22 protein-coding genes and 2 pseudogenes are annotated in these 19,250 nt (G+C 41.5%); all 24 read left to right on the top strand.

Annotated elements, in window-relative coordinates:
* Window positions 1-6: 6 nt before the first annotated feature.
* The 24 genes and pseudogenes from atpA (at window position 7) to rpsC (ending at window position 19,250) form a co-directional block, all read left to right on the top strand.
* Entirely contained in the window at window positions 7-1,527 is a 1,521-nt protein-coding gene (gene atpA, locus G7084_RS01995) for a F0F1 ATP synthase subunit alpha (RefSeq protein WP_166009575.1), read from the top strand.
* Between the two features lie 16 nt (window positions 1,528-1,543).
* Window positions 1,544-2,425 carry a F0F1 ATP synthase subunit gamma gene (locus tag G7084_RS02000; RefSeq protein ID WP_166009577.1) on the top strand — a complete coding sequence of 294 codons (882 nt, stop codon included), beginning with the start codon at window positions 1,544-1,546 and terminating at the stop codon, window positions 2,423-2,425.
* A 47-nt stretch (window positions 2,426-2,472) separates the two neighbouring features.
* Window positions 2,473-3,869: pseudogene (gene atpD / locus G7084_RS02005) on the top strand (F0F1 ATP synthase subunit beta).
* A 12-nt stretch (window positions 3,870-3,881) separates the two neighbouring features.
* On the top strand, window positions 3,882-4,298 hold the full coding sequence (locus G7084_RS02010) for a F0F1 ATP synthase subunit epsilon (RefSeq protein WP_166009579.1): 417 nt from the start codon (window positions 3,882-3,884) through the stop codon (window positions 4,296-4,298).
* A gap of 295 nt (window positions 4,299-4,593) precedes the next feature.
* Window positions 4,594-5,244: a deoxynucleoside kinase gene (locus G7084_RS02015; protein WP_166009581.1), complete on the top strand. Its 651-nt coding sequence runs from the start codon at window positions 4,594-4,596 to the stop codon at window positions 5,242-5,244.
* 3 nt (window positions 5,245-5,247) lie between these two features.
* Complete coding sequence (serS, locus tag G7084_RS02020) at window positions 5,248-6,525, top strand: serine--tRNA ligase (protein ID WP_166009583.1); 1,278 nt, start codon at window positions 5,248-5,250, stop codon at window positions 6,523-6,525.
* Between the two features lie 219 nt (window positions 6,526-6,744).
* A complete protein-coding gene (locus tag G7084_RS02025; RefSeq protein WP_166009585.1) occupies window positions 6,745-6,966 on the top strand; it encodes a hypothetical protein in 222 nt (73 codons plus the stop codon).
* 27 nt (window positions 6,967-6,993) lie between these two features.
* A complete protein-coding gene (locus tag G7084_RS08115) occupies window positions 6,994-7,158 on the top strand; it encodes a hypothetical protein (protein ID WP_206212046.1) in 165 nt (54 codons plus the stop codon).
* 62 nt (window positions 7,159-7,220) lie between these two features.
* A pseudogene (locus G7084_RS02030) lies at window positions 7,221-8,218 on the top strand (NAD(P)-dependent oxidoreductase).
* Window positions 8,219-8,442: 224 nt separating this feature from the next.
* Window positions 8,443-9,441 carry a D-2-hydroxyacid dehydrogenase gene (locus tag G7084_RS02035; protein ID WP_166009587.1) on the top strand — a complete coding sequence of 333 codons (999 nt, stop codon included), beginning with the start codon at window positions 8,443-8,445 and terminating at the stop codon, window positions 9,439-9,441.
* 140 nt (window positions 9,442-9,581) lie between these two features.
* Window positions 9,582-10,727, top strand: coding sequence for a PTS sugar transporter subunit IIC (locus G7084_RS02040; protein ID WP_166009589.1), 1,146 nt, complete (start codon window positions 9,582-9,584; stop codon window positions 10,725-10,727).
* Between the two features lie 149 nt (window positions 10,728-10,876).
* On the top strand, window positions 10,877-11,848 hold the full coding sequence (locus G7084_RS02045; RefSeq protein WP_246163839.1) for a class A sortase: 972 nt from the start codon (window positions 10,877-10,879) through the stop codon (window positions 11,846-11,848).
* Window positions 11,849-11,862: 14 nt separating this feature from the next.
* Window positions 11,863-12,582 (top strand): tRNA (adenosine(37)-N6)-threonylcarbamoyltransferase complex dimerization subunit type 1 TsaB, encoded by a 720-nt coding sequence (gene tsaB / locus G7084_RS02050; RefSeq protein WP_166009591.1) that lies wholly within the window; start codon window positions 11,863-11,865, stop codon window positions 12,580-12,582.
* Entirely contained in the window at window positions 12,545-13,132 is a 588-nt protein-coding gene (rimI, locus tag G7084_RS02055; protein WP_246163841.1) for a ribosomal protein S18-alanine N-acetyltransferase, read from the top strand. Before tsaB ends, rimI (G7084_RS02055) begins: the two co-directional genes overlap by 38 nt.
* Window positions 13,129-13,584, top strand: coding sequence for a ribosomal protein S18-alanine N-acetyltransferase (gene rimI, locus G7084_RS02060; RefSeq protein ID WP_166009595.1), 456 nt, complete (start codon window positions 13,129-13,131; stop codon window positions 13,582-13,584). Before rimI (G7084_RS02055) ends, rimI (G7084_RS02060) begins: the two co-directional genes overlap by 4 nt.
* Window positions 13,584-14,648, top strand: a complete 1,065-nt coding sequence (gene tsaD / locus G7084_RS02065) for a tRNA (adenosine(37)-N6)-threonylcarbamoyltransferase complex transferase subunit TsaD (protein WP_166009597.1) — start codon at window positions 13,584-13,586, stop codon at window positions 14,646-14,648. Before rimI (G7084_RS02060) ends, tsaD begins: the two co-directional genes overlap by 1 nt.
* A 425-nt stretch (window positions 14,649-15,073) precedes the next feature.
* Window positions 15,074-15,382 (top strand): 30S ribosomal protein S10, encoded by a 309-nt coding sequence (rpsJ, locus tag G7084_RS02070; protein WP_166009599.1) that lies wholly within the window; start codon window positions 15,074-15,076, stop codon window positions 15,380-15,382.
* Between the two features lie 79 nt (window positions 15,383-15,461).
* Window positions 15,462-16,088 (top strand): 50S ribosomal protein L3, encoded by a 627-nt coding sequence (gene rplC, locus G7084_RS02075; protein WP_166009601.1) that lies wholly within the window; start codon window positions 15,462-15,464, stop codon window positions 16,086-16,088.
* A gap of 24 nt (window positions 16,089-16,112) precedes the next feature.
* A complete protein-coding gene (rplD, locus tag G7084_RS02080) occupies window positions 16,113-16,736 on the top strand; it encodes a 50S ribosomal protein L4 (protein ID WP_166009603.1) in 624 nt (207 codons plus the stop codon).
* On the top strand, window positions 16,736-17,023 hold the full coding sequence (gene rplW / locus G7084_RS02085; RefSeq protein ID WP_166009604.1) for a 50S ribosomal protein L23: 288 nt from the start codon (window positions 16,736-16,738) through the stop codon (window positions 17,021-17,023). Before rplD ends, rplW begins: the two co-directional genes overlap by 1 nt.
* 16 nt (window positions 17,024-17,039) lie before the next feature.
* On the top strand, window positions 17,040-17,873 hold the full coding sequence (gene rplB / locus G7084_RS02090; protein ID WP_166009605.1) for a 50S ribosomal protein L2: 834 nt from the start codon (window positions 17,040-17,042) through the stop codon (window positions 17,871-17,873).
* A 51-nt stretch (window positions 17,874-17,924) separates the two neighbouring features.
* The gene (gene rpsS / locus G7084_RS02095; RefSeq protein WP_006845972.1) at window positions 17,925-18,206 is read left to right on the top strand and encodes a 30S ribosomal protein S19; all 282 of its coding nucleotides are present in this window, start codon (window positions 17,925-17,927) and stop codon (window positions 18,204-18,206) included.
* Window positions 18,207-18,223: 17 nt separating this feature from the next.
* The gene (gene rplV, locus G7084_RS02100; protein WP_006845971.1) at window positions 18,224-18,571 is read left to right on the top strand and encodes a 50S ribosomal protein L22; all 348 of its coding nucleotides are present in this window, start codon (window positions 18,224-18,226) and stop codon (window positions 18,569-18,571) included.
* Window positions 18,572-18,584: 13 nt separating this feature from the next.
* Window positions 18,585-19,250 carry a 30S ribosomal protein S3 gene (gene rpsC / locus G7084_RS02105; RefSeq protein ID WP_166009607.1) on the top strand — a complete coding sequence of 222 codons (666 nt, stop codon included), beginning with the start codon at window positions 18,585-18,587 and terminating at the stop codon, window positions 19,248-19,250.

Raw genomic sequence — 19,250 nt, forward strand, 5'->3', positions numbered from 1 at the left:
GCTGAAATGAGCATTAAAGCTGAAGAAATCAGTTCACTCATCAAAGCCCAACTCGCTAATTACGAATCAGAATTGACAGTCCAAGAAACAGGAACTGTAACTTATGTTGGTGATGGAATCGCCCGAGTTACTGGTTTGGAAAACGCAATGGCCGGTGAATTGGTTGAATTCGCAAATGGTGTGTTTGGAATGGCACAAAACTTGGAATCAAACGATGTTGGTATCGTGATTTTAGGTGAATTTGATGGAATCCGTGAAGGCGACATCGTCAAGCGTACGGGTAAGATCATGGAAGTGCCAGTTGGTGAGGAAATGATTGGCCGTGTTGTTAATGCATTGGGACAACCCGTTGATGGAATGGGCCCAATTAACACAAACAAGACGCGCCCTATTGAAGTTAAAGCACCCGGTGTTATGGAACGTAAGTCTGTCTTTGAACCCCTTCAAACTGGGTTGAAGTCAGTCGATGCGTTAGTGCCAATCGGACGTGGACAACGAGAATTGATCATTGGAGATCGTAAGACTGGTAAGACATCTGTTGCGATTGATACGATTTTGAACCAAAAGGATCAAGATATTATCGTCGTATACGTTGCGATTGGTCAAAAGGACTCAACCGTTCGAACTCAAGTGGAAACATTGCGTGCAATGGGTGCCTTGGATTATACGATCGTGGTTACTGCTGGACCATCAGAACCAGCGCCCCTATTGTACTTAGCTCCTTATGCTGGAGCGGCAATGGGTGAAGAATTTATGTACAACGGCAAGCATGTCTTGGTTGTTTATGATGATCTATCAAAGCAAGCAACGGCATACCGTGAGCTGTCATTGATTCTTCGTCGTCCGCCTGGACGTGAAGCATATCCTGGTGATGTCTTCTACTTGCACTCACGTTTGCTTGAACGTGCAGCCAAGTTGAGTGACGAATTGGGTGGCGGATCAATGACGGCTTTGCCAATCATTGAGACTCAAGCTGGAGACGTTTCAGCTTATATCCCAACGAACGTTATCTCAATTACAGATGGACAGATCTTCTTGGATTCTGATCAATTCTATTCTGGTAATCGTCCTGCGATTGATGCTGGAACTTCGGTTTCTCGTGTCGGAGGAGACGCGCAAATTAAGGCCATGAAGAAGGTTGCCGGAACTTTGCGTTTGGATCTTTCATCATATAAGGAATTGGAAGCCTTCTCTCAGTTCGGATCTGACTTGGATGCCTCAACGCAATCTAAGTTGGCTCGTGGACGCCGTACGGTTGAATTGTTGAAGCAACCTTTGCATCAACCAATGCCTGTTGAAGAACAAGTTTTGTCACTTTACGCCCTAGCCCATGGTTACATGGACGATGTCGCAGTGGATGATATTATGCGTTTTGAAACAGAATTGATTCAAGCGGTTCGTTCAACGAATAATGAATTGTTGCAAACCGTTGTTGAAACTAAGAATTTGCCTGATACCGATGCAATGAATGCAGCGATTGAAAACTTCAAGGCAACTTTTAGCGCCAGCGATGATGCAGCTAAATAAGTAGAGGAGGGGCGAAATGGCAGCTTCTTTGCAAGACATTCAACGCCGCATTGCCTCAACGAAAAAGACGCGCCAAATTACATCAGCGATGCAAATGGTTTCGACGGCTAAATTAAGCCAAATTCAACGTCAGGGTGGATCATATCATGATTACTCTGATCGCTTACATGATATGGTTGCCCATATCGCACAAGCTAATTTGGCTAATCCAGCGGGGACCTTGTTGGAACAACGTGAAGTTAAGAAAGTCGGTTTCTTAGTAATCACGTCTGATCGTGGTTTAGTTGGCGGTTATAATTCGATCCTGCTGAAAGGATTGATGTCTATCATTAAAGAACGTAACTTAAAACCCGATCAAATCGAGTTCTTAGTTGTGGGAAGTAATGGGGCTGATTTCCTAAAGAAGCGGGGTTATAAGTTAGCTTATGAATATAATAATGTTGCAGATGTTCCAACTTTTAACGGAGTTAGAGATATTGTAACGACAGTAACCGAAATGTATGATAATGCTGTCTTTGATGAGCTAACTGTAGTCTATAATCACTTCGTTACTCGGATTTCAAATGAATTCCGAGCTGAAAAAATGTTACCAGTGACAACTGATGGAATGGTTGATCCAAATGAAACAACCGAATACCACGCTGAATATGACGTGGAACCATCAGCTGAAGCCATTTTGCAAGTTATTTTGCCACAGTACGCCCAAAGTCTTGTCTATGGAGCAATCCTCGATGCTAAGACAGCTGAGCATGCGGCATCATCAACAGCAATGTCTTCAGCCACTGATAACGCGAAGGATATTATTGATAAGTTAGACTTACAATTTAATCGTGCGCGTCAGAGTGCAATTACGACTGAAATTACTGAAATTACTGGTGGAATGGCTGCCCTTGAATAGGGGACCTCCACTATCGAATTTGTTTAGAAAAAGGAAGGATAACGACAATGAGTACCGGACGAGTTGTACAAGTCATTGGACCAGTCGTTGACGTTCAATTCCCATTAGATAGCCAGATTCCTGACATCAATAACGCCTTAATCATCGATCGTGGTGAAGCAGGTAGTTTGACTGTTGAGGTATCTTTGGCTCTTGGTGACGGAGTTGTTCGGACGATTGCCATGGACTCATCTGACGGCTTACAACGTGGTATGGCAGTGGAGGATACTGAGAAACCAATCTCAGTCCCTGTCGGTGAAGTTACGTTGGGTCGTGTCTTTAACGTGTTGGGTGACACAATTGATAACGGTGAAGAAATTGGGGCGGATGTGCAACGTGATCCAATCCATAGGGCATCACCAGCTTATGACCAATTAAAAACATCAACTGAGATCTTGGAAACGGGAATCAAAGTGATCGACCTACTTGCTCCATATGTTCGTGGAGGAAAGATTGGGTTGTTCGGGGAGCCGGAGTTGGTAAGACGGTCTTAATTCAAGAGTTGATTCACAATATCGCGCAAGGACACAATGGTATTTCTGTCTTTACTGGAGTTGGGGAACGTACCCGTGAAGGTAATGACATGTATCACGAAATGATGGATTCAGGAGTTTTGAAGCAAACCGCCATGGTTTATGGACAAATGAATGAGCCACCTGGAGCCCGGATGCGGGTTGCCTTAACTGGATTGACAATTGCGGAACACTTCCGTGATGTTAACGGTCAAGATGTTTTGTTGTTTATTGACAATATTTTCCGATTCACACAAGCTGGATCTGAAGTTTCTGCCCTTTTGGGTCGAATTCCATCTGCCGTTGGATATCAACCAACTTTGGCAACTGAAATGGGACAACTTCAAGAGCGAATTACGTCAACGCAAAAGGGATCAGTTACATCAATTCAGGCGGTTTATGTGCCAGCCGATGATTATACTGACCCTGCACCTGCCACGACTTTCGCGCACTTGGATGCGACAACCAACTTGGAGCGTTCATTAACGCAACAAGGAATCTATCCTGCCGTTGATCCATTGGCATCAACGTCAACCGCTTTGACGCCTGAAATTGTTGGACAAGAGCACTACCGAGTAGCGACTGAAGTTCAACAAACTTTGCAACGTTATCGCGAATTGCAAGATATCATTTCAATTTTGGGAATGGATGAACTTTCAGATGAAGAGAAGACTACGGTTAACCGTGCTCGTCGGATCCAATTCTTCTTGTCACAACCATTCTCAGTGGCTGAAACCTTTACTGGTTTGGCGGGACAATATGTTCCTGTTGAAGAAACTGTTCGTAGTTTCAAGGCGATCTTAGATGGAAAGTATGATGACCTTCCTGAAGAAGCCTTCCGAAATGTCGGAGCCGTTGAAATGGCAGTTGAAAAAGCCAAGACATTGGATTAATGGGGTGTTGCCATGAATGAACACAGCTTTAAGGTATCCATCGTGACACCAAATGGCGTGGTCTTTGAATATGATACCGCCACACTTGTTGTGTTACACACAACCGGCGGTGAGTTAGGTATCATGGCAAATCACGTTCCAGTTGTTGCCTCATTGGAGATCAGTGAGATTCGGGTTAGAGATGATGAATCAGGTAAACGTGAACGTTTGGCCGTGAATGGTGGATTTGCAGAATTTTCAGATAATATGCTGACGATTGTTGCTGATTCGGCTGAACGAGCTGCTAACATTGACGTTGCTCGAGCAGAATCAGCCCGTGAACGTGCTGAGCGCGTTTTGCAATCAACTGAAGATGAGCATGAAGTTAAGCGTGCGCAATTAGCTTTGCGGCGTGCTGTAACTAGAATCCATGCTGCTTCGGTGCAATAACGCTAGTCAGATGAAAAAATGATGATGTTTGTTATTACGTCATCAAGTTTAAAAAACGTTGGTCCGCTAATGGATCGACGTTTTTTTATAGGGTCAAATGTTGATTTGATCAGTTAGGAACAGGTAGAAGTGATGTTTGAATCGATGGTAGTGAATTTAAAAAGAGGGTTGAACTGATCTATTATTACAAATTTAAATCATATTTTGAGTAAAAATTTGTTCGTTTTACGTTCGCATATTATGTCAGTTTTTGGTAAGATTAATGATAGAAAAAAGTAGAGGATGAGCTAAAATTATGATTGTATTATCAGGAACTATTGGGGCAGGTAAAACTAGCCTGGCAACGCTTTTGGCTGAACATTTAGGTTCACAAGCTTATTATGAATCGGTTGATGACAATCCAATCTTGCCATTATTTTATGAAAATCCACAAAAGTATGGTTTTTTGCTACAAAATTATTTTTTAAATAAGCGTCTAGAAAATATTAAAGATGCTCAAGGTTCACGACTGAATGTGATTGATCGGTCTATTTTTGAAGATCAATTACTATTTCAATTAAATGCTGATTTAGAGCGCGCCACCCAAACCGAATCAGAGATTTATCGTGATTTGCTCCATAACATGATGGAACAAGTTGATACTTCAGAGCATGCCGTTGTGAAGAATCCAGATTTGTTAATTTATGTAAAGGTTTCCTTTGAAACGATGTTAAGTCGAATCCAAAAACGGGGACGTTCGTTTGAACAAATTGACCAAGATCCATCATTATTTGAATACTATCAAGAGTTAACAAAGCGCTATACGGCTTGGTTTGATCAATATTCAGCTTCGCCAAAATTGATGATTGATGGAGATACATTGGATTTTGTGGAGCATCCAGGAGATTTAGAACAAGTTTTTCAACTCATTGATAATGAAATTAAGCTGTTAAAAGTCGAGGATTAAGATATGTTAGATATTAAATATTTAAGGAATAATACGAGCGAAGCTAAGGAACGATTAGCTGGTCGTGGTGTCGCTGGTGAAGACGTTGATGCTTATCTAGCAGCAGATGTTAAACGACGTGAATTGTTAGTCCAAACAGAAGATTTGAAGGCACGTCGCAATACAGTTTCTGATGAAATTGGTCAAAAGAAACGAGCTAAAGAGGATGCTAGTGCGGTCATTGCTGAGATGCAAGAAGTTTCAAAAGCAATTAAAGAACTAGATGAACAAGTTCAAGCTATTGAATTGGAGTTAAATGATCGAGCACTGCGTTTTCCGAATTTACCAGAAGTATCAATTCCAGTGGGTCCCGATGAAGCAGCTAATCGTGAAGAATCGAAATGGGGCCAAATTCCGAAATTTGATTTTACGCCGAAAGCACATTATGAAATTGGAGAAGCCCTGGGAATCTTAGATTGGGAGCGAGGAGCCAAGGTTTCTGGTGCACGATTTGTCTATTACGTTGGGCAAGGAGCACGGTTGGAACGGGCAGTCTATAACTTTATGTTGGATGAGCATCAAAAAGAAGGCTATGTTGAGATGATGACGCCATATATGGTTAAGGACGAAGCAATGTTTGGAACCGGGCAGTATCCTAAGTTTCAAGATGATGCCTACCGGGTTGGAACCAATGCTGAGATGACTTTGATCCCAACGGCAGAAGTTCCACTCACTAATTACTATCGAGAAGAAGTACTGGATGCTTCGAAATTACCGATTTCTGTAACGGCTCTGTCACCTTCATTTAGGCAAGAAGCGGGTTCTGCTGGACGTGATACACGTGGCTTGATCCGTATGCATCAATTTAATAAAGTTGAGATGGTTAAATTTACTAAGCCAGAGCAATCTTATCAAGCCTTGGATACAATGACACAAAATGCAGAAAACATTCTTCGTAAATTAGAATTGCCGTATCACGTTCTAACGCTTTCTACAGGTGATATGGGATTTGCAGCAGCCAAGACTCACGACTTGGAAGTATGGATGCCGGAACAAAACTTGTACCGAGAAATTTCATCTGTGTCAAATACGGAAGCGTTCCAAGCGCGCCGAGCTAAGATTCAATACCGTGATGAAGATGGTAAACTTCAATATGTCCATACTCTTAATGGTTCAGGATTGGCAGTTGGACGGACAGTGGCAGCTATTTTAGAAAATTATCAAAATGCAGATGGAACGGTGACCGTACCAGCAGCTCTTCGTCCTTATTTTGGAGCTGATTTAATTCAGCCAGAAGCTTAAATTTTAAATTAAAAAGATCATTTAGTTCGGTGAAAACGAACTAAATGATCTTTTATTTTATATATCTAAATTCGGGGCGTGCTAAATGTCACGTAAATGCATTTTATTTTTTAATAATTTGGTGTATTTATTGGTGAGAATTAATTTGTAAAAAAAGTAAAATAAATATGTAGAGTTATGAATATATAAAAATTAACTAGGTTTAGGAAGGGTAATTTTATGGTGAGTGAAGTTAAACATCGGGGACGACCAAGGAAATATGATGATCCCAAGGAGGCCCAAAGGATTGCTAATCAGCGATACCGTGCGCGTCATCGACAACAAGTTAATTATTTAAACGATCGAAATAAAACAAAACAATTCATTTTAAAGGAAGCAACAACTGAGGATTTAATGTTGGTTGATCAATGGCGAACAGAACGACGACAGTTGAATATTTAATTCGAGAAGTAACAATGACTGCGAGCATTGCGAAATGAATTGCTTGATGGCCCCTCCCTTTTAATCAATGCATTGCGACGCTATCCCAAAATTGGTTTAGCGTTTTTTATTGTTGAATTTGATGAAAATGATGAAAAAATTTCAATCTTGAAAGTGAAGCTATTTTTTAGAAACCAGATGAAATTAGGATAATCTGTTAAGATTAATATAAGAAGGTTTATTGCATTTAGTACAAGATAAAGGAGCTTAATATTATGAAGATTATTGCTTTTGGAATTCGGTCAGATGAACAAGTGGCAGTGGATGCCTGGATGAAGCAGCATCCAGATGTACAAGTGGACACAACAAATAAATTATTAACTCCAGAGACAGCCAAAATGGCGCAAGGGTACGATGTTGTTAATATTTTACAAGCCGGGATCCCCGTTGGTGAAGCTACATTGAACCAATTACATGCATTAGGGATTAACACCCTAACGTTGCGGAATGTCGGAACAGATGATTTGGATTTTGATGTCTTAAAGAAATATCAATTTAGAGTTTCCAATGTGCCACGTTACTCACCTAATGCGATTGCAGAACATGCGATGATCCAGATGTCACGACTCTTCCGGCACATGAAACAAATGGATCTGAAAGTCTATCAACATAACTTAGCCTGGGCGCCGACAATTGGACGAGAAGTTCGGAAACAAACGATTGGAATTATTGGGACTGGAAATATTGGTCGGGTTGCCATTCAAATTGCACAGGGGTTCGGCGCTAAGGTAATTGCGTATGATAAGTTTAAAAATCCGGAAGTCGAAGCAGCCGGCTTATATGTCGATACTTTGGACGAATTATTTGCCCAAGCGGATGGAATTTCATTACACGTCCCTGGTTTACCTGAAAATCATCATATGATTAATGCTGATTCAATTGCTAAAATGCGGGATCATGTTGTGATTGTCAACGCCGGTCGAGGGAATCTAGTTGATACGGATGCAGTGATTGCTGGTTTGGATCAAGGCAAGATTGATGGGTTTGCGATGGATACCTACGAGGATGAGGGGGATTGTTCAACGTTGATTGGTCTGGTCAAGATTTCCCCGATGCCCGGGTTGCCGACTTGATTACACGTGATAATGTTTTGGTCTCGCCTCACACAGCTTTCTATACTTGGACGGCGTCTGAAGAAATGGTGGAACAATCTCTTGATGCCGGACTTGCATACTATCAAGGGCAAATACCCGAACAAGCTGTGAAATTCTAGAGATGTTAAACATTACTTTGGAAAAGAACGATTGAATTGTGCAATGAATTTTCAGATTTCATCAAAAATAATGTAAAAATATTACTGAAATTGCTAATATGAATTGAATAAAATGTACAGATGCGTTAAAATTATTGTGTAGGAGAGTGTATGTAATTTCACATGTCCTTTTCAGAACAAAGTTGCTTTATTTTAAATTTAGATTAAAAGGGGATATAAGAATTATGGCAAAGATTTTTGCATACGGAATTCGTGATGATGAAATTCCAGCTTTAAACCAATGGCGCGAAGCTAACCCAGAGGTAACAGTTGACTTTACTGATCAACTATTGGATCCAGAAACTGCTAAATTAGCAGAAGGATATGATGCAGTTAATGTCTATCAACAATTAGACTATACTCGCGAAACTTTAACTGCTTTGCATGAAGTTGGAATCAACAAGATGTCATTACGTAACGTTGGAATCGATAATATCGATTTGGATGCCGCTCGTGAATTTGATTTCAGCATTTCAAATGTTCCTGTTTATTCACCAAATGCGATCGCTGAGCACTCAATGATTCAAATGTCACGTTTGCTCCGTCGGACGAAGGCATTGGATGCTAAGATTGCTAAGCATGACTTGCGTTGGGCTCCAACAATTGGTCGTGAAATGCGGATGCAAACCGTTGGTATTATCGGAACTGGTCACATTGGTCGGGTAGCAATGAAGATTGCTCAAGGTTTTGGGGCCAAGGTTGTGGCATACGATTTGTATAAGAACGACGAAGTTGAAGCACAAGGTTTGTATGTTGATACTTTGGACGAATTGTACGCACAAGCTGATGTTATTTCATTGTATGTTCCTGGTGTACCAGCCAACGACAAAATGATCAATGCTGAATCAATTGCTAAGATGAAAGATGGCGTTGTAATTGTCAACTGCTCACGTGGAAACTTGATTGACACGGATGCGGTTATTGCTGGTTTGGATTCAGGAAAGATTTCTGATTTGGCAATCGACGTTTATGAAAATGAAGTTGGATTGTTTAATGAAGATTGGGAAAACAAAGAATTCCCCGATGCTCGCATTGCTGATTTGATTTCACGTGAAAACGTGTTGGTAACACCACACACGGCCTTCTACACAACTAAGGCTGTTTATGAAATGGTTACACAATCACTTTCAGCTAGCTTAGATTTCATCAATGGTGAAAAGCCTAGCATCGCTGTAGAATACTAAGATTACACTTTAGAATTTGTAGATACTAATAAGACGCTTAGCCGTCCGTTCTGACTGAATTGATAGATAACTGAATTGTTGCAATCGAATCTGTTATGATTATGGAGTCTCGGCGTCTTTTTATATTGGAGAATAGGATTATGAATTATTTTGATGGGAATTATCAATTAAAAGCTAAAGATTTTTTCTTTAAAATTTTGAGTGGATCAGCCCAAGGAATCTTAATTGGGGTACTTCCATCCGCTGTTTTGAAGTATCTTTTGAAGTTATTTATCACACCAGGTGTTACTAATTGGGCCAGTGACCTGAATGCAATTTTGGTCTTGTTTACATCATTTATCCCGCTTTTAATTGGGGTATGTATCGCATTGCAATTCAACATGAAACCATTAGATGTTGGAACGATGGGGATTGCTGTCGCAGCTGCCTCAGGAGCAACAAAGTGGGCTACGGCACCGAAAGGTTTCATTAATCCTGTGACTGGGATTGCTTCAAAAGCACCTGCCACAGTTTATATGACTGCCGGAGCCGGAGATGTGATTAACGCTATGATCGTGGCGGCGATTGGAGTCTTAGTAATTTGGTTGATTGCTAAGTACCTTGGTGGTTTTGGATCAGTTGCTATTATTTTGACACCAATTATTGTTGGTGGTGGGGTTGGATTGATTGGAAAAGAAATCGCCCCTTACGTTGGGGACGTGACAACTTGGATTGGAAAAATGGTTGAAACGTTTACGACCTTGCAGCCAGTTCCAATGTCAATGTTGATTGCGATGGCCTTCGCAATTATCATTATCACACCAATTTCAACGGTTGGAATTGCCTTAGCAATTTCATTAGCTGGTTTGGGATCTGGAGCAGCCGGAGTTGGAGTGATTGCAACCACAGTTATTTTGTTGATTAACTCAATTAAGGTGAATAAAAAGGGAACTTCAGTTGCGATCTTCTTGGGAGCAATGAAGGGGATGATGCCATCCGTCTTTGCCAAGCCAGTAACCATGATTTCATTCTTAATTACGGCTGCAATTTCTGGAATTCCGGTTGCCTTGTTTAACGTTCAAGGAACGCCAACATCTGCTGGATTTGGGTGGATCGGATTAGTTACACCAATTCAATCAGTTGCTAAGGACGCGGCAGATGCGCAATGGATTACACATTATGTTAATCCAATGATTTCAATTATCGTATTCTTCGTTGTACCAATTGTAGTTGGGTTTGTGGTGGACTTTATCTTGACTAAGTATGTTAAGCTATACAAGCCTTCTGACTTTGAACAAGAAATCTAATATTAAATTCATTAAAACGCTAAAATCAGTTCAACTGATCTTAGCGTTTTTTATGTTATGTGAGAGTGGATGATGGGGTGACAAAATGGTTTGTAAGTTATTAACGATAAAGATATAATAAGAATAGTTTTTTATTCTAGTGGAAAATTATGGAGATTCAGAAGATGAGCCAAGCGATCGCAAATACACAGTCTAATTGGACCGATTTAATCCTACCATTAATCATTATTTTAGGTGTGGCAGTGCTGATTGCCCTTATAATTAGTCTGATTCAAAAATTGTTACATAAGAAAACGACTTTTGTTTTAATTACAGCCATTTTAATTGTGATTGGTAGTTTAGGGCTGACTGCGTATACTGCAAATCTATTCAACGTCCAGGCTTTAGTAGCACAGTATCGGAATCAGTATGTCGCCCAACAAGTGCAAAAGAAAGCGACTCTACATGTAAATCGCCAGCAAATCCAAAAAATGGTGATGCGTGATCAAAATACACAAGATCAATTTGAAAAAGTTGGATTTGTCGCTATTCCATCACAATCGATTTTACTGCCGATTTATAATGATGCTTATTCGGTAGCCGGACTTAACTTGGGAGCGGATTATGCAAATCGCTATCCTGAAGATCCGACCGGAAAAAATATTCCTGTCATGGGTCAGGGGAATTATGGCCTAGCAGCACATAATTTTAATGATGGTAAAACCGGTTTTAGTGGTCTCCAAAAAGATTTAAATGCAAATGCTCCCTATTTAATTAATGGTAAATTAGGCGAATCTGATTGGTTGAATGGTCAAGATGTGTATTTGGCCAATCAAACTGGTATTTATGATTATAAAATTACTAATCAAGTCACTAAAGAAGAAACGGACTCAGAGGTTTTGGCACCTACTGATCAAGCGCAATTAACCATTGTTAGCTGTTTGTTTCCAGATACAAGTAAGCGGATTATAACGCAAGCGACTTTAAAAAAGACCTATTCATGGCAGTCTGCGCCAAATAAAATGGTGGGGTACTTTAATTTAAAAGTTCAAAATACCAATGCCCGAGCTGATTGGTTTAACCCAGGAACTGAAGAGGGTGCCAATGGAGATGCCGGTGGAACTAAGTCAGTGCAAAAATAGTTAGGAGAAAGAGATTGAAAACCATTGCTTTTGATACTTCCAATCAGCCTTTATCGGCTGCTGTTTTTCAAGACGGAAATTTATTAGAACAGTTTGAGACGAATTCACCACGGAATCACTCAGAACAATTATTACCCACCATTGACCATTTATTACAAAATCAAGGTTGGCAGCCACAGGATCTCAATCAAGTCATTGTTAGTCAAGGACCAGGTTCATATACTGGGTTGCGCTTAGCTGTGACCACGGCTAAAACGTTGGCGTTTACTTTGGGACTGGAATTGATTGGAATTTCCGGGCTAGCACTACTGGCCGCCAATGTATTAAATGAAGATACTTTGATTATCCCAATGATGGATGCGCGAAATGATAATGTTTACGCTGGTCAATATCGTTGGCAAGCGGGTGAATTAGTCACAGTCAAAGCGGATCAACATACTTCGATTCATGATCTTCCATTAGCAGTTGGTGCTCAAGCGGTGGTCTACGTTGGAGAGTATCAAAAATTTCAAGATATGCTCAAAAAAAACGTACCGCAAGCGCAATTTGCGGAAGATAATTTCCCACATGCAGCTACAATGCTGAATGTGAGTCGTACAGCTACGGCTATTCAGGCGCCAGCTGCTGTACATAATTTTAATCCAAAATACTTACGCGTCACTCAAGCTGAAGCTGATTGGCAAGCCTTAAACCCGAATGCAGAGAATCATGATTATGTTGAAAAAATTAAATAAATGGTGGACACGCACGCAAAGTTCAGCTTTGCCTGCTGAGGTCCAGAATTTTGTCCAAACCATGATGATTGAGGGACAAGAATATAGTTTGATGGTCGCGCAGCATACTGATGCTGTCGATATGTTTGAAATTGAAGAAGCAGCTTATCAAGGAATGACACCTTGGCCACTCGAAGTTTTTGAAGATGAAGTTGACCGGACGAATGAACGACTCTATCTAGTCCTGCGGGCGCAAGAAACGGGTTCGGTCCTGGCTTATATTGGTGCTAGCTTTGCAGCCGGTAAGAAAACGGCACATATTACTAATATTGCGGTGCACCCCCAGTGGCAACGACGAGGATTAGCCAAAGCTTTACTAGCTTACGTGATGTCTTTATCTGTACAACATCGCTTTGAACGTGTCACCTTGGAAGTCCGCGAAGATAATGTTGCAGCGCAAAAATTGTATCAACAATTAAATTTTAAGATGATCAGACAGCATCCTGACTATTATGAAGATCATGAACCGGCGTTGGAGATGATGGTTAAAGTTGGCGGTAGTGCCTCATGAATTGCGACATCGTCTGGAGTGATCAAGTTCAAGCACATGAACTTTTTGATCTGACGCAACGGAGTTATTCGGGAGGAGGCTGGTCAGAAGCGGTTTTTATGACTGATTTAGCTCAGCCAACGGCATGCTATTTTGGCGGGCGCGTGGCTGGAAAATTGATTGCGTATGTGAGCGCTAGTTTAGTCTTGAATGAATTATCGATTACGAATGTCGCAGTAGATCCAGCGTGGCAGCACCAAGGAGTGGGGGAAGCGCTGTTAACCACATGGCTCGCTCGTTTTGCGTCCCCTGTACGTGTGTTGTTAGAGGTACGCGTCTCGAATGAAAAAGCGCAAAAATTGTATCAAAAAATCGGCTTTGAAACCTATTACGTCCGGCAAAAATATTATCAAAACCCGGTCGAAGCGGCGTATTTAATGGATTTAAAAATTAATGAATGGGAGAATGAATGATGACTGATCGAATTATCTTGGCTTTTGAATCAAGTGCCGATGAAACGAGTGTCGCAATTATCAAAAATGGAAATGAGATTTTGAGTTTAGAAATTGCAACACAAATTAAGAGTCATCAGCGTTTTGGGGGGATTGTTCCAGAAGTAGCTAGCCGTCACCATATAGAACAAATCACCTTATTAGTTGAAGCGGCGCTATCAGATGCCCAATTGACGTATGATGATTTAACTGCAGTGGCAGTAACGTATGGTCCAGGATTAGTAGGTGCGCTTTTGATTGGAATTACGGCGGCAAAAACCATTGCGTGGGCGCACAACTTACCATTAGTACCAGTGGTACACATGGCTGGACATATTTCTGCGGCCCAATTTGTTGAACCCATCCAATATCCTGCTTTAGCTCTGATGGTTTCAGGGGGGCATACAGAATTTGTGCTGATGAATTCTGAGAATGATTATGTTGTCGTTGGGGATACACGTGATGATGCAGTCGGCGAATCGTATGATAAAGTTGGCCGAACGATGGGGTTGTCTTATCCGGCAGGTAAAACGATTGATCAAATGGCGCATCAAGGGGAATCCACTTACCAATTACCGCGAGCTTTGATGAATGATGGGAAATTAGATTTTAGTTTTTCAGGACTTAAGAGCGCGGTAATTAATTTAAAGCACAATGCAGATCAACGGAGCGAGACGTTAGATCTGACTAATCTTGCAACTAGTTTTCAGTCCGCAGTATTAGAAATCCTATTGACTAAAACACGATTAGCCCTAGAAAAGTACCCAGTGAAAATGTTTATCGTGGCAGGAGGTGTCGCTGCTAATCAAGGTCTGCGGGACGGCTTAGATCAACTGTCGGCTGAATTTGAACAGATCAAATTGGTAAAGGTACCGCTGGAACTAGCTGGTGATAATGCAGCCATGATTGGGGCAGCTGGTGATATTGCATATCGGCATGGCAAACGCGCCGGTTGGGATTTAAATGCAAAGCCGGGCTTAGATTTTGATTATTTATCACCAGAAATAGAATTTAAAGTTCCTGGAGTCGAAAATAATCAGAAATAATTTTTATTTACTATAAGAAGTAATTATATAAGACCTCCGATTTTATGGAGGCCTTTTTATTTGTAACAATTGAATTTAACATGGTCAGATTAATTTAATAAAAAATAAATTCAAGTCATAAATGTAAATTATTTAAAAAAGTTTGGCAAAAAAACAGTTTTTAAAAATTTTTTAAAAATAAAAAAGATGATAAAAAGCTTGCAAAGTCTAATGTCCTGGGTTATTATATTCAAGTACGTTATTTCTGGAATGGCGAAATACTGTTCCAAATGAAGTAATGACAATAACGAGCGATGATGTGAGAGGTTGCGACACACCCGGCAACATTGTCACTGAAACCATTGCCATGGATTTCAGAGCGGCGTGTTGGTTTTTCTCACGGAGTTAGTCTCATATTCCAATATGGACGAAGGAAGGAGTCAATCATGGCAAACAAGAAGATCCGTATCCGCTTAAAGGCATACGAACATACAATCATCGACGCATCAGCGGAGAAGATCGTTGAGACGGCAAAGCGTACTGGTGCTGAAATTTCAGGACCAATCCCATTGCCTACTGAACGTACTTTGTACACTGTTTTGCGTTCACCACACAAGCACAAGGATTCACGTGAACAATTCGAAATGCGCACACACAAGCGTTTGATCGATATCGTAAATCCAACTGCTCAAACTGTTGATGCATTATCAAAGCTTGAATTACCAAGCGGTGTCAACATCGAAATCAAGTTGTAATTTAAAATTTGAATTCAAACTTTGCCTGATTAAGCATTAAAACTGATTAAAAATATTTTTATCAAAAAAGGAGATAGTCATGACAACTAAGGGTATCTTAGGCCGTAAAATCGGCATGACTCAGGTTTTCACTGATAACGGTGAACTTATTCCAGTTACTGTGATTGAATCAACACCTAACGTTGTTCTTCAAGTTAAAACACTTGAAAACGATGGTTACAATGCGATTCAATTAGGTTTCTCTGATAAGCGTACTGTTTTATCTAACAAACCTGAACAAGGTCACGTTGCTAAAGCAAACACGACCCCTAAGCGCTACATTCGTGAAATCCGCGACGCTGAGGGTGAATTAAACGTTGGGGATGAAGTAAAGGTTGATGTATTCGCTGAAGGTGAAGTCGTTGACGTTACTGGAATCACAAAGGGTCATGGTTACCAAGGTAACATTAAGAAAGATGGACAATCTCGTGGTCCTATGGCGCACGGTTCTCGTTACCACCGTCGTCCAGGTTCATTGGGAGCCGTTATCAATCGTGTCTTCAAGGGTAAGAAATTGCCTGGACGGATGGGTAACCACAAGCGCACGGTTCAAAACTTGCAAGTCGTACGGGTAGACGTTGAAAACAACGTAATCTTGGTCAAGGGTAATGTCCCTGGAGCAAACAAGTCACTTGTTACTGTTAAGAACTCTGTTAAAGCTAAGTAATAAGGACGAAGGGAGGATTTAAACATGACTAAGGTTGCTTTATTTAAGCAAGATGGTTCAAATGCCGGTGAAGTTGAGTTGAACGACGCAATTTTTGGTATCGAACCTAATAATAACGTCATCACTGATGCCGTTTTGATGCAACGTGCATCAATGCGTCAAGGGACTCACGCCGTTAAGAACCGCTCTGCTGTTCGTGGTGGTGGTCGTAAGCCTTGGCGTCAAAAGGGAACTGGACGTGCCCGTCAAGGGTCAATCCGTAGCCCACAATGGCGTGGTGGAGGAATTGTCTTCGGACCTACTCCACACTCATATGCCTACAAGATGCCTAAGAAGGCATATCGTTTGGCTTTGAAGTCAGTGTTGTCACAAAAGGTTTTGGATTCATCATTGGTAATCGTTGATGGTTTGTCATTTGATGCACCAAAGACAAAGGAATTCAAGGCTGTTTTGAACAACTTGAATGTTAACGAAAAGACATTGGTTGTTTTGGATGACAACAACACTAACGCCGCATTAGCTGCTCGTAATCTTGAGAATATCACGGTTATGACTGCTAAGGGTGTAAATGTGTTGGACGTTATCAACAACGATAAGTTGGTTGTTGTACAATCAGCTTTGTCACAAGTTGAGGAGGTTTTGGCATAATGGACGCACGTGATATCATTTTGCGCCCGATCATCACTGAACAAACGATGAGCGTTTTGGATGAAAAACGTTACACGTTTGAAGTTGATGTTCGTGCTACTAAGCCACAAATCAAGAGCGCTATTGAAGAAATTTTCGATGTTAAAATCGAAAAGATCAATACTGCAAATGTACGTGGTAAGTTGAAGCGTCAAGGACGTTTCGCTGGTTACACTAAGAAGCGTAAGAAGGCAATTGTTAAATTGACTGCTGCTTCTAAGGACATTCAATTGTTCAACGAAAACTAATTAGGAGGAAAGCAGCGTGGCTATCAAGAAATACAAGCCAACCTCTAACGGACGTCGTAACATGACGAGCTCAGATTTTGCTGAGATCACAAAGACGACGCCTGAAAAGAGCTTGTTGGAATCAAAGTCAAACACTGGTGCCCGTAATTCTTACGGACACATGACTGTTCGTCACCGTGGTGGTGGACATAAGCGTCAATACCGTATCATCGACTTCAAGCGTACTAAGGATGAAGTTACTGCAAAGGTTACTGCGATTGAATACGATCCAAACCGGACAGCAAACATCGCTTTGTTACAATATACTGATGGTACAAAGGCATACATCTTGGCGCCTAAGGGATTAGAAGTTGGCATGACCGTTCAATCTGGTCCTGATGCCGATATCAAAGTCGGAAACGCTTTGCCATTGGCAAACATTCCTGATGGAACTCAAATCCACAACATCGAATTGAAGCCTGGTAAGGGTGGACAACTTGCTCGTTCAGCTGGTGCATCTGCACAATTGTTGGGTAAGGAAGGAAAGTACGTCCTTGTTCGTCTTCAATCTGGTGAAGTACGTATGATTCTTGCCGTTAACCGTGCCACAGTTGGAGTTGTTGGAAATGAACAACACTCATTGATCAACTGGGGTAAGGCTGGTCGTCGTCGTTGGAAGGGTCAACGTCCACACGTTCGTGGATCTGTTATGAACCCTAACGATCACCCGCATGGTGGAGGAGAAGGTAAAGCGCCCGTTGGACGTCCATCTCCAATGTCACCATGGGGTAAGAAGACTGCTGGTAAGAAGACACGTGACGTTAACGCGCGTTCAAGCAAGTTTATCGTTCGTGGACGTAAGAGCAAGTAGTCTAATATTCCAATTAGATCTAAATAAAAGCATACGAGAGGAGACTTCATTATGGGTCGCAGCCTGAAGAAGGGACCATTCGCTGACGCACACTTGTTAAAGAAGGTTGAAGCAGCTAATGCTTCTGAAAAACAAGTTGTCATCAAGACATGGTCACGTCGTTCAACGATTTTTCCAAGTTTTATCGGTTTGACATTTGCCGTTTACGATGGTCGTAAGCACGTACCAGTGTTGGTACAAGAAGACATGGTCGGACACAAGCTTGGTGAATTTGTCCCTACGCGTACATTCCATGGACACGCAGCGGATGATAAGAAAACGAAGCGTAGCTAATTAAGGAGGACAATACAATGGCTGAAGAAATCACATCAGCACGCGCCACAGCGAAAATCGTTCGTGTCGCACCACGTAAGGTCCGCCTTGTGCTTGACCAAATTCGTGGAAAGCGAGTGGCTGAGGCATTTGCAATCTTGCAATTCTTGCCAAACCACTCATCAGAAGATGTATATAAGGTATTGAACTCAGCAGTTGCTAATGCTGAGAACAATTACTCACTAGATCGCGAAGATTTGGTAGTTGCAGAAGCCTTTGCCAACGAAGGACCAACGTTAAAGCGTTTCCGTCCACGTGCCAAGGGTTCAGCTTCACCAATCAATAAGCGCACAAGCCACATTACTGTTGTGGTAACAGAAAAGTAAGGAGGATTGAGTCATGGGTCAAAAGATTAACCCAACTGGTTTCCGTGTCGGAATCATCCGCGATTGGGATGCTAAATGGTACGCAAACAAGAAGGACTACGCTAATGTTTTGTTAGAAGACATGAAGTTGCGTAAGTATATCGAGACTAAGTTGGCTGAAGCCTCAGTTTCACGTATTGAAATTGAGCGGACAGCTAACCGTGTTAACATCTCAATCCACACTGCTAAGCCTGGAATGGTTATTGGTAAGGGTGGATCAGAAGTTGATGCATTGCGTAACGAATTGTCACGTTTGGTGACTAAGGGTGAACGTGTTCACATCAACATCATTGAGATTAAGAAGCCTGATTTGGACGCCCACTTGGTCGGTTCACAAATTGCACAAGACTTGGAACGCCGTGTGGCTTTCCGTCGTTCAATGCGTGGAGCGATCCAACGAGCTATGCGTTCTGGTGCCAAGGGTATCAAAACACAAGTTTCTGGACGTTTGAACGGAGCAGACATTGCTCGTATCGAGCAATACACTGAGGGTACAGTTCCTTTGCACACTTTGCGTGCAGATATCGACTACTCTTGGGATGAGGCAGCTACAACTTACGGTAAATTAGGAATCAAAACTTGGATTTACCGTGGAGATATCTTGCCTGAAAAAAAGTCTAAGAGCAAGGAGGCCAAGTAA

This window comes from Weissella coleopterorum (genome assembly GCF_011304355.1).
GTDB classification, from domain to species: Bacteria; Bacillota; Bacilli; order Lactobacillales; family Lactobacillaceae; genus Weissella; species Weissella coleopterorum.

What these genes read in the sequence shown, in the direction of transcription:
- G7084_RS02025 (WP_166009585.1), top strand. Translation starts at nt 6,745, where the DNA reads ATGGTGAGTGAAGTTAAACATCGGGGACGACCAAGGAAATATGATGAT.
- rimI (WP_166009595.1), top strand. Translation starts at nt 13,129, where the DNA reads ATGAATTGCGACATCGTCTGGAGTGATCAAGTTCAAGCACATGAACTT.
- rplW (WP_166009604.1), top strand. Translation starts at nt 16,736, where the DNA reads ATGGACGCACGTGATATCATTTTGCGCCCGATCATCACTGAACAAACG.
- rplC (WP_166009601.1), top strand. Translation starts at nt 15,462, where the DNA reads ATGACAACTAAGGGTATCTTAGGCCGTAAAATCGGCATGACTCAGGTT.
- G7084_RS02045 (WP_246163839.1), top strand. Translation starts at nt 10,877, where the DNA reads ATGGAGATTCAGAAGATGAGCCAAGCGATCGCAAATACACAGTCTAAT.
- tsaD (WP_166009597.1), top strand. Translation starts at nt 13,584, where the DNA reads ATGACTGATCGAATTATCTTGGCTTTTGAATCAAGTGCCGATGAAACG.
- rpsS (WP_006845972.1), top strand. Translation starts at nt 17,925, where the DNA reads ATGGGTCGCAGCCTGAAGAAGGGACCATTCGCTGACGCACACTTGTTA.
- G7084_RS02000 (WP_166009577.1), top strand. Translation starts at nt 1,544, where the DNA reads ATGGCAGCTTCTTTGCAAGACATTCAACGCCGCATTGCCTCAACGAAA.
- G7084_RS02015 (WP_166009581.1), top strand. Translation starts at nt 4,594, where the DNA reads ATGATTGTATTATCAGGAACTATTGGGGCAGGTAAAACTAGCCTGGCA.
- rplD (WP_166009603.1), top strand. Translation starts at nt 16,113, where the DNA reads ATGACTAAGGTTGCTTTATTTAAGCAAGATGGTTCAAATGCCGGTGAA.
- G7084_RS02010 (WP_166009579.1), top strand. Translation starts at nt 3,882, where the DNA reads ATGAATGAACACAGCTTTAAGGTATCCATCGTGACACCAAATGGCGTG.
- serS (WP_166009583.1), top strand. Translation starts at nt 5,248, where the DNA reads ATGTTAGATATTAAATATTTAAGGAATAATACGAGCGAAGCTAAGGAA.
- G7084_RS02040 (WP_166009589.1), top strand. Translation starts at nt 9,582, where the DNA reads ATGAATTATTTTGATGGGAATTATCAATTAAAAGCTAAAGATTTTTTC.
- rplV (WP_006845971.1), top strand. Translation starts at nt 18,224, where the DNA reads ATGGCTGAAGAAATCACATCAGCACGCGCCACAGCGAAAATCGTTCGT.
- G7084_RS02035 (WP_166009587.1), top strand. Translation starts at nt 8,443, where the DNA reads ATGGCAAAGATTTTTGCATACGGAATTCGTGATGATGAAATTCCAGCT.
- rpsJ (WP_166009599.1), top strand. Translation starts at nt 15,074, where the DNA reads ATGGCAAACAAGAAGATCCGTATCCGCTTAAAGGCATACGAACATACA.
- atpA (WP_166009575.1), top strand. Translation starts at nt 7, where the DNA reads ATGAGCATTAAAGCTGAAGAAATCAGTTCACTCATCAAAGCCCAACTC.
- rimI (WP_246163841.1), top strand. Translation starts at nt 12,545, where the DNA reads ATGCAGAGAATCATGATTATGTTGAAAAAATTAAATAAATGGTGGACA.
- rpsC (WP_166009607.1), top strand. Translation starts at nt 18,585, where the DNA reads ATGGGTCAAAAGATTAACCCAACTGGTTTCCGTGTCGGAATCATCCGC.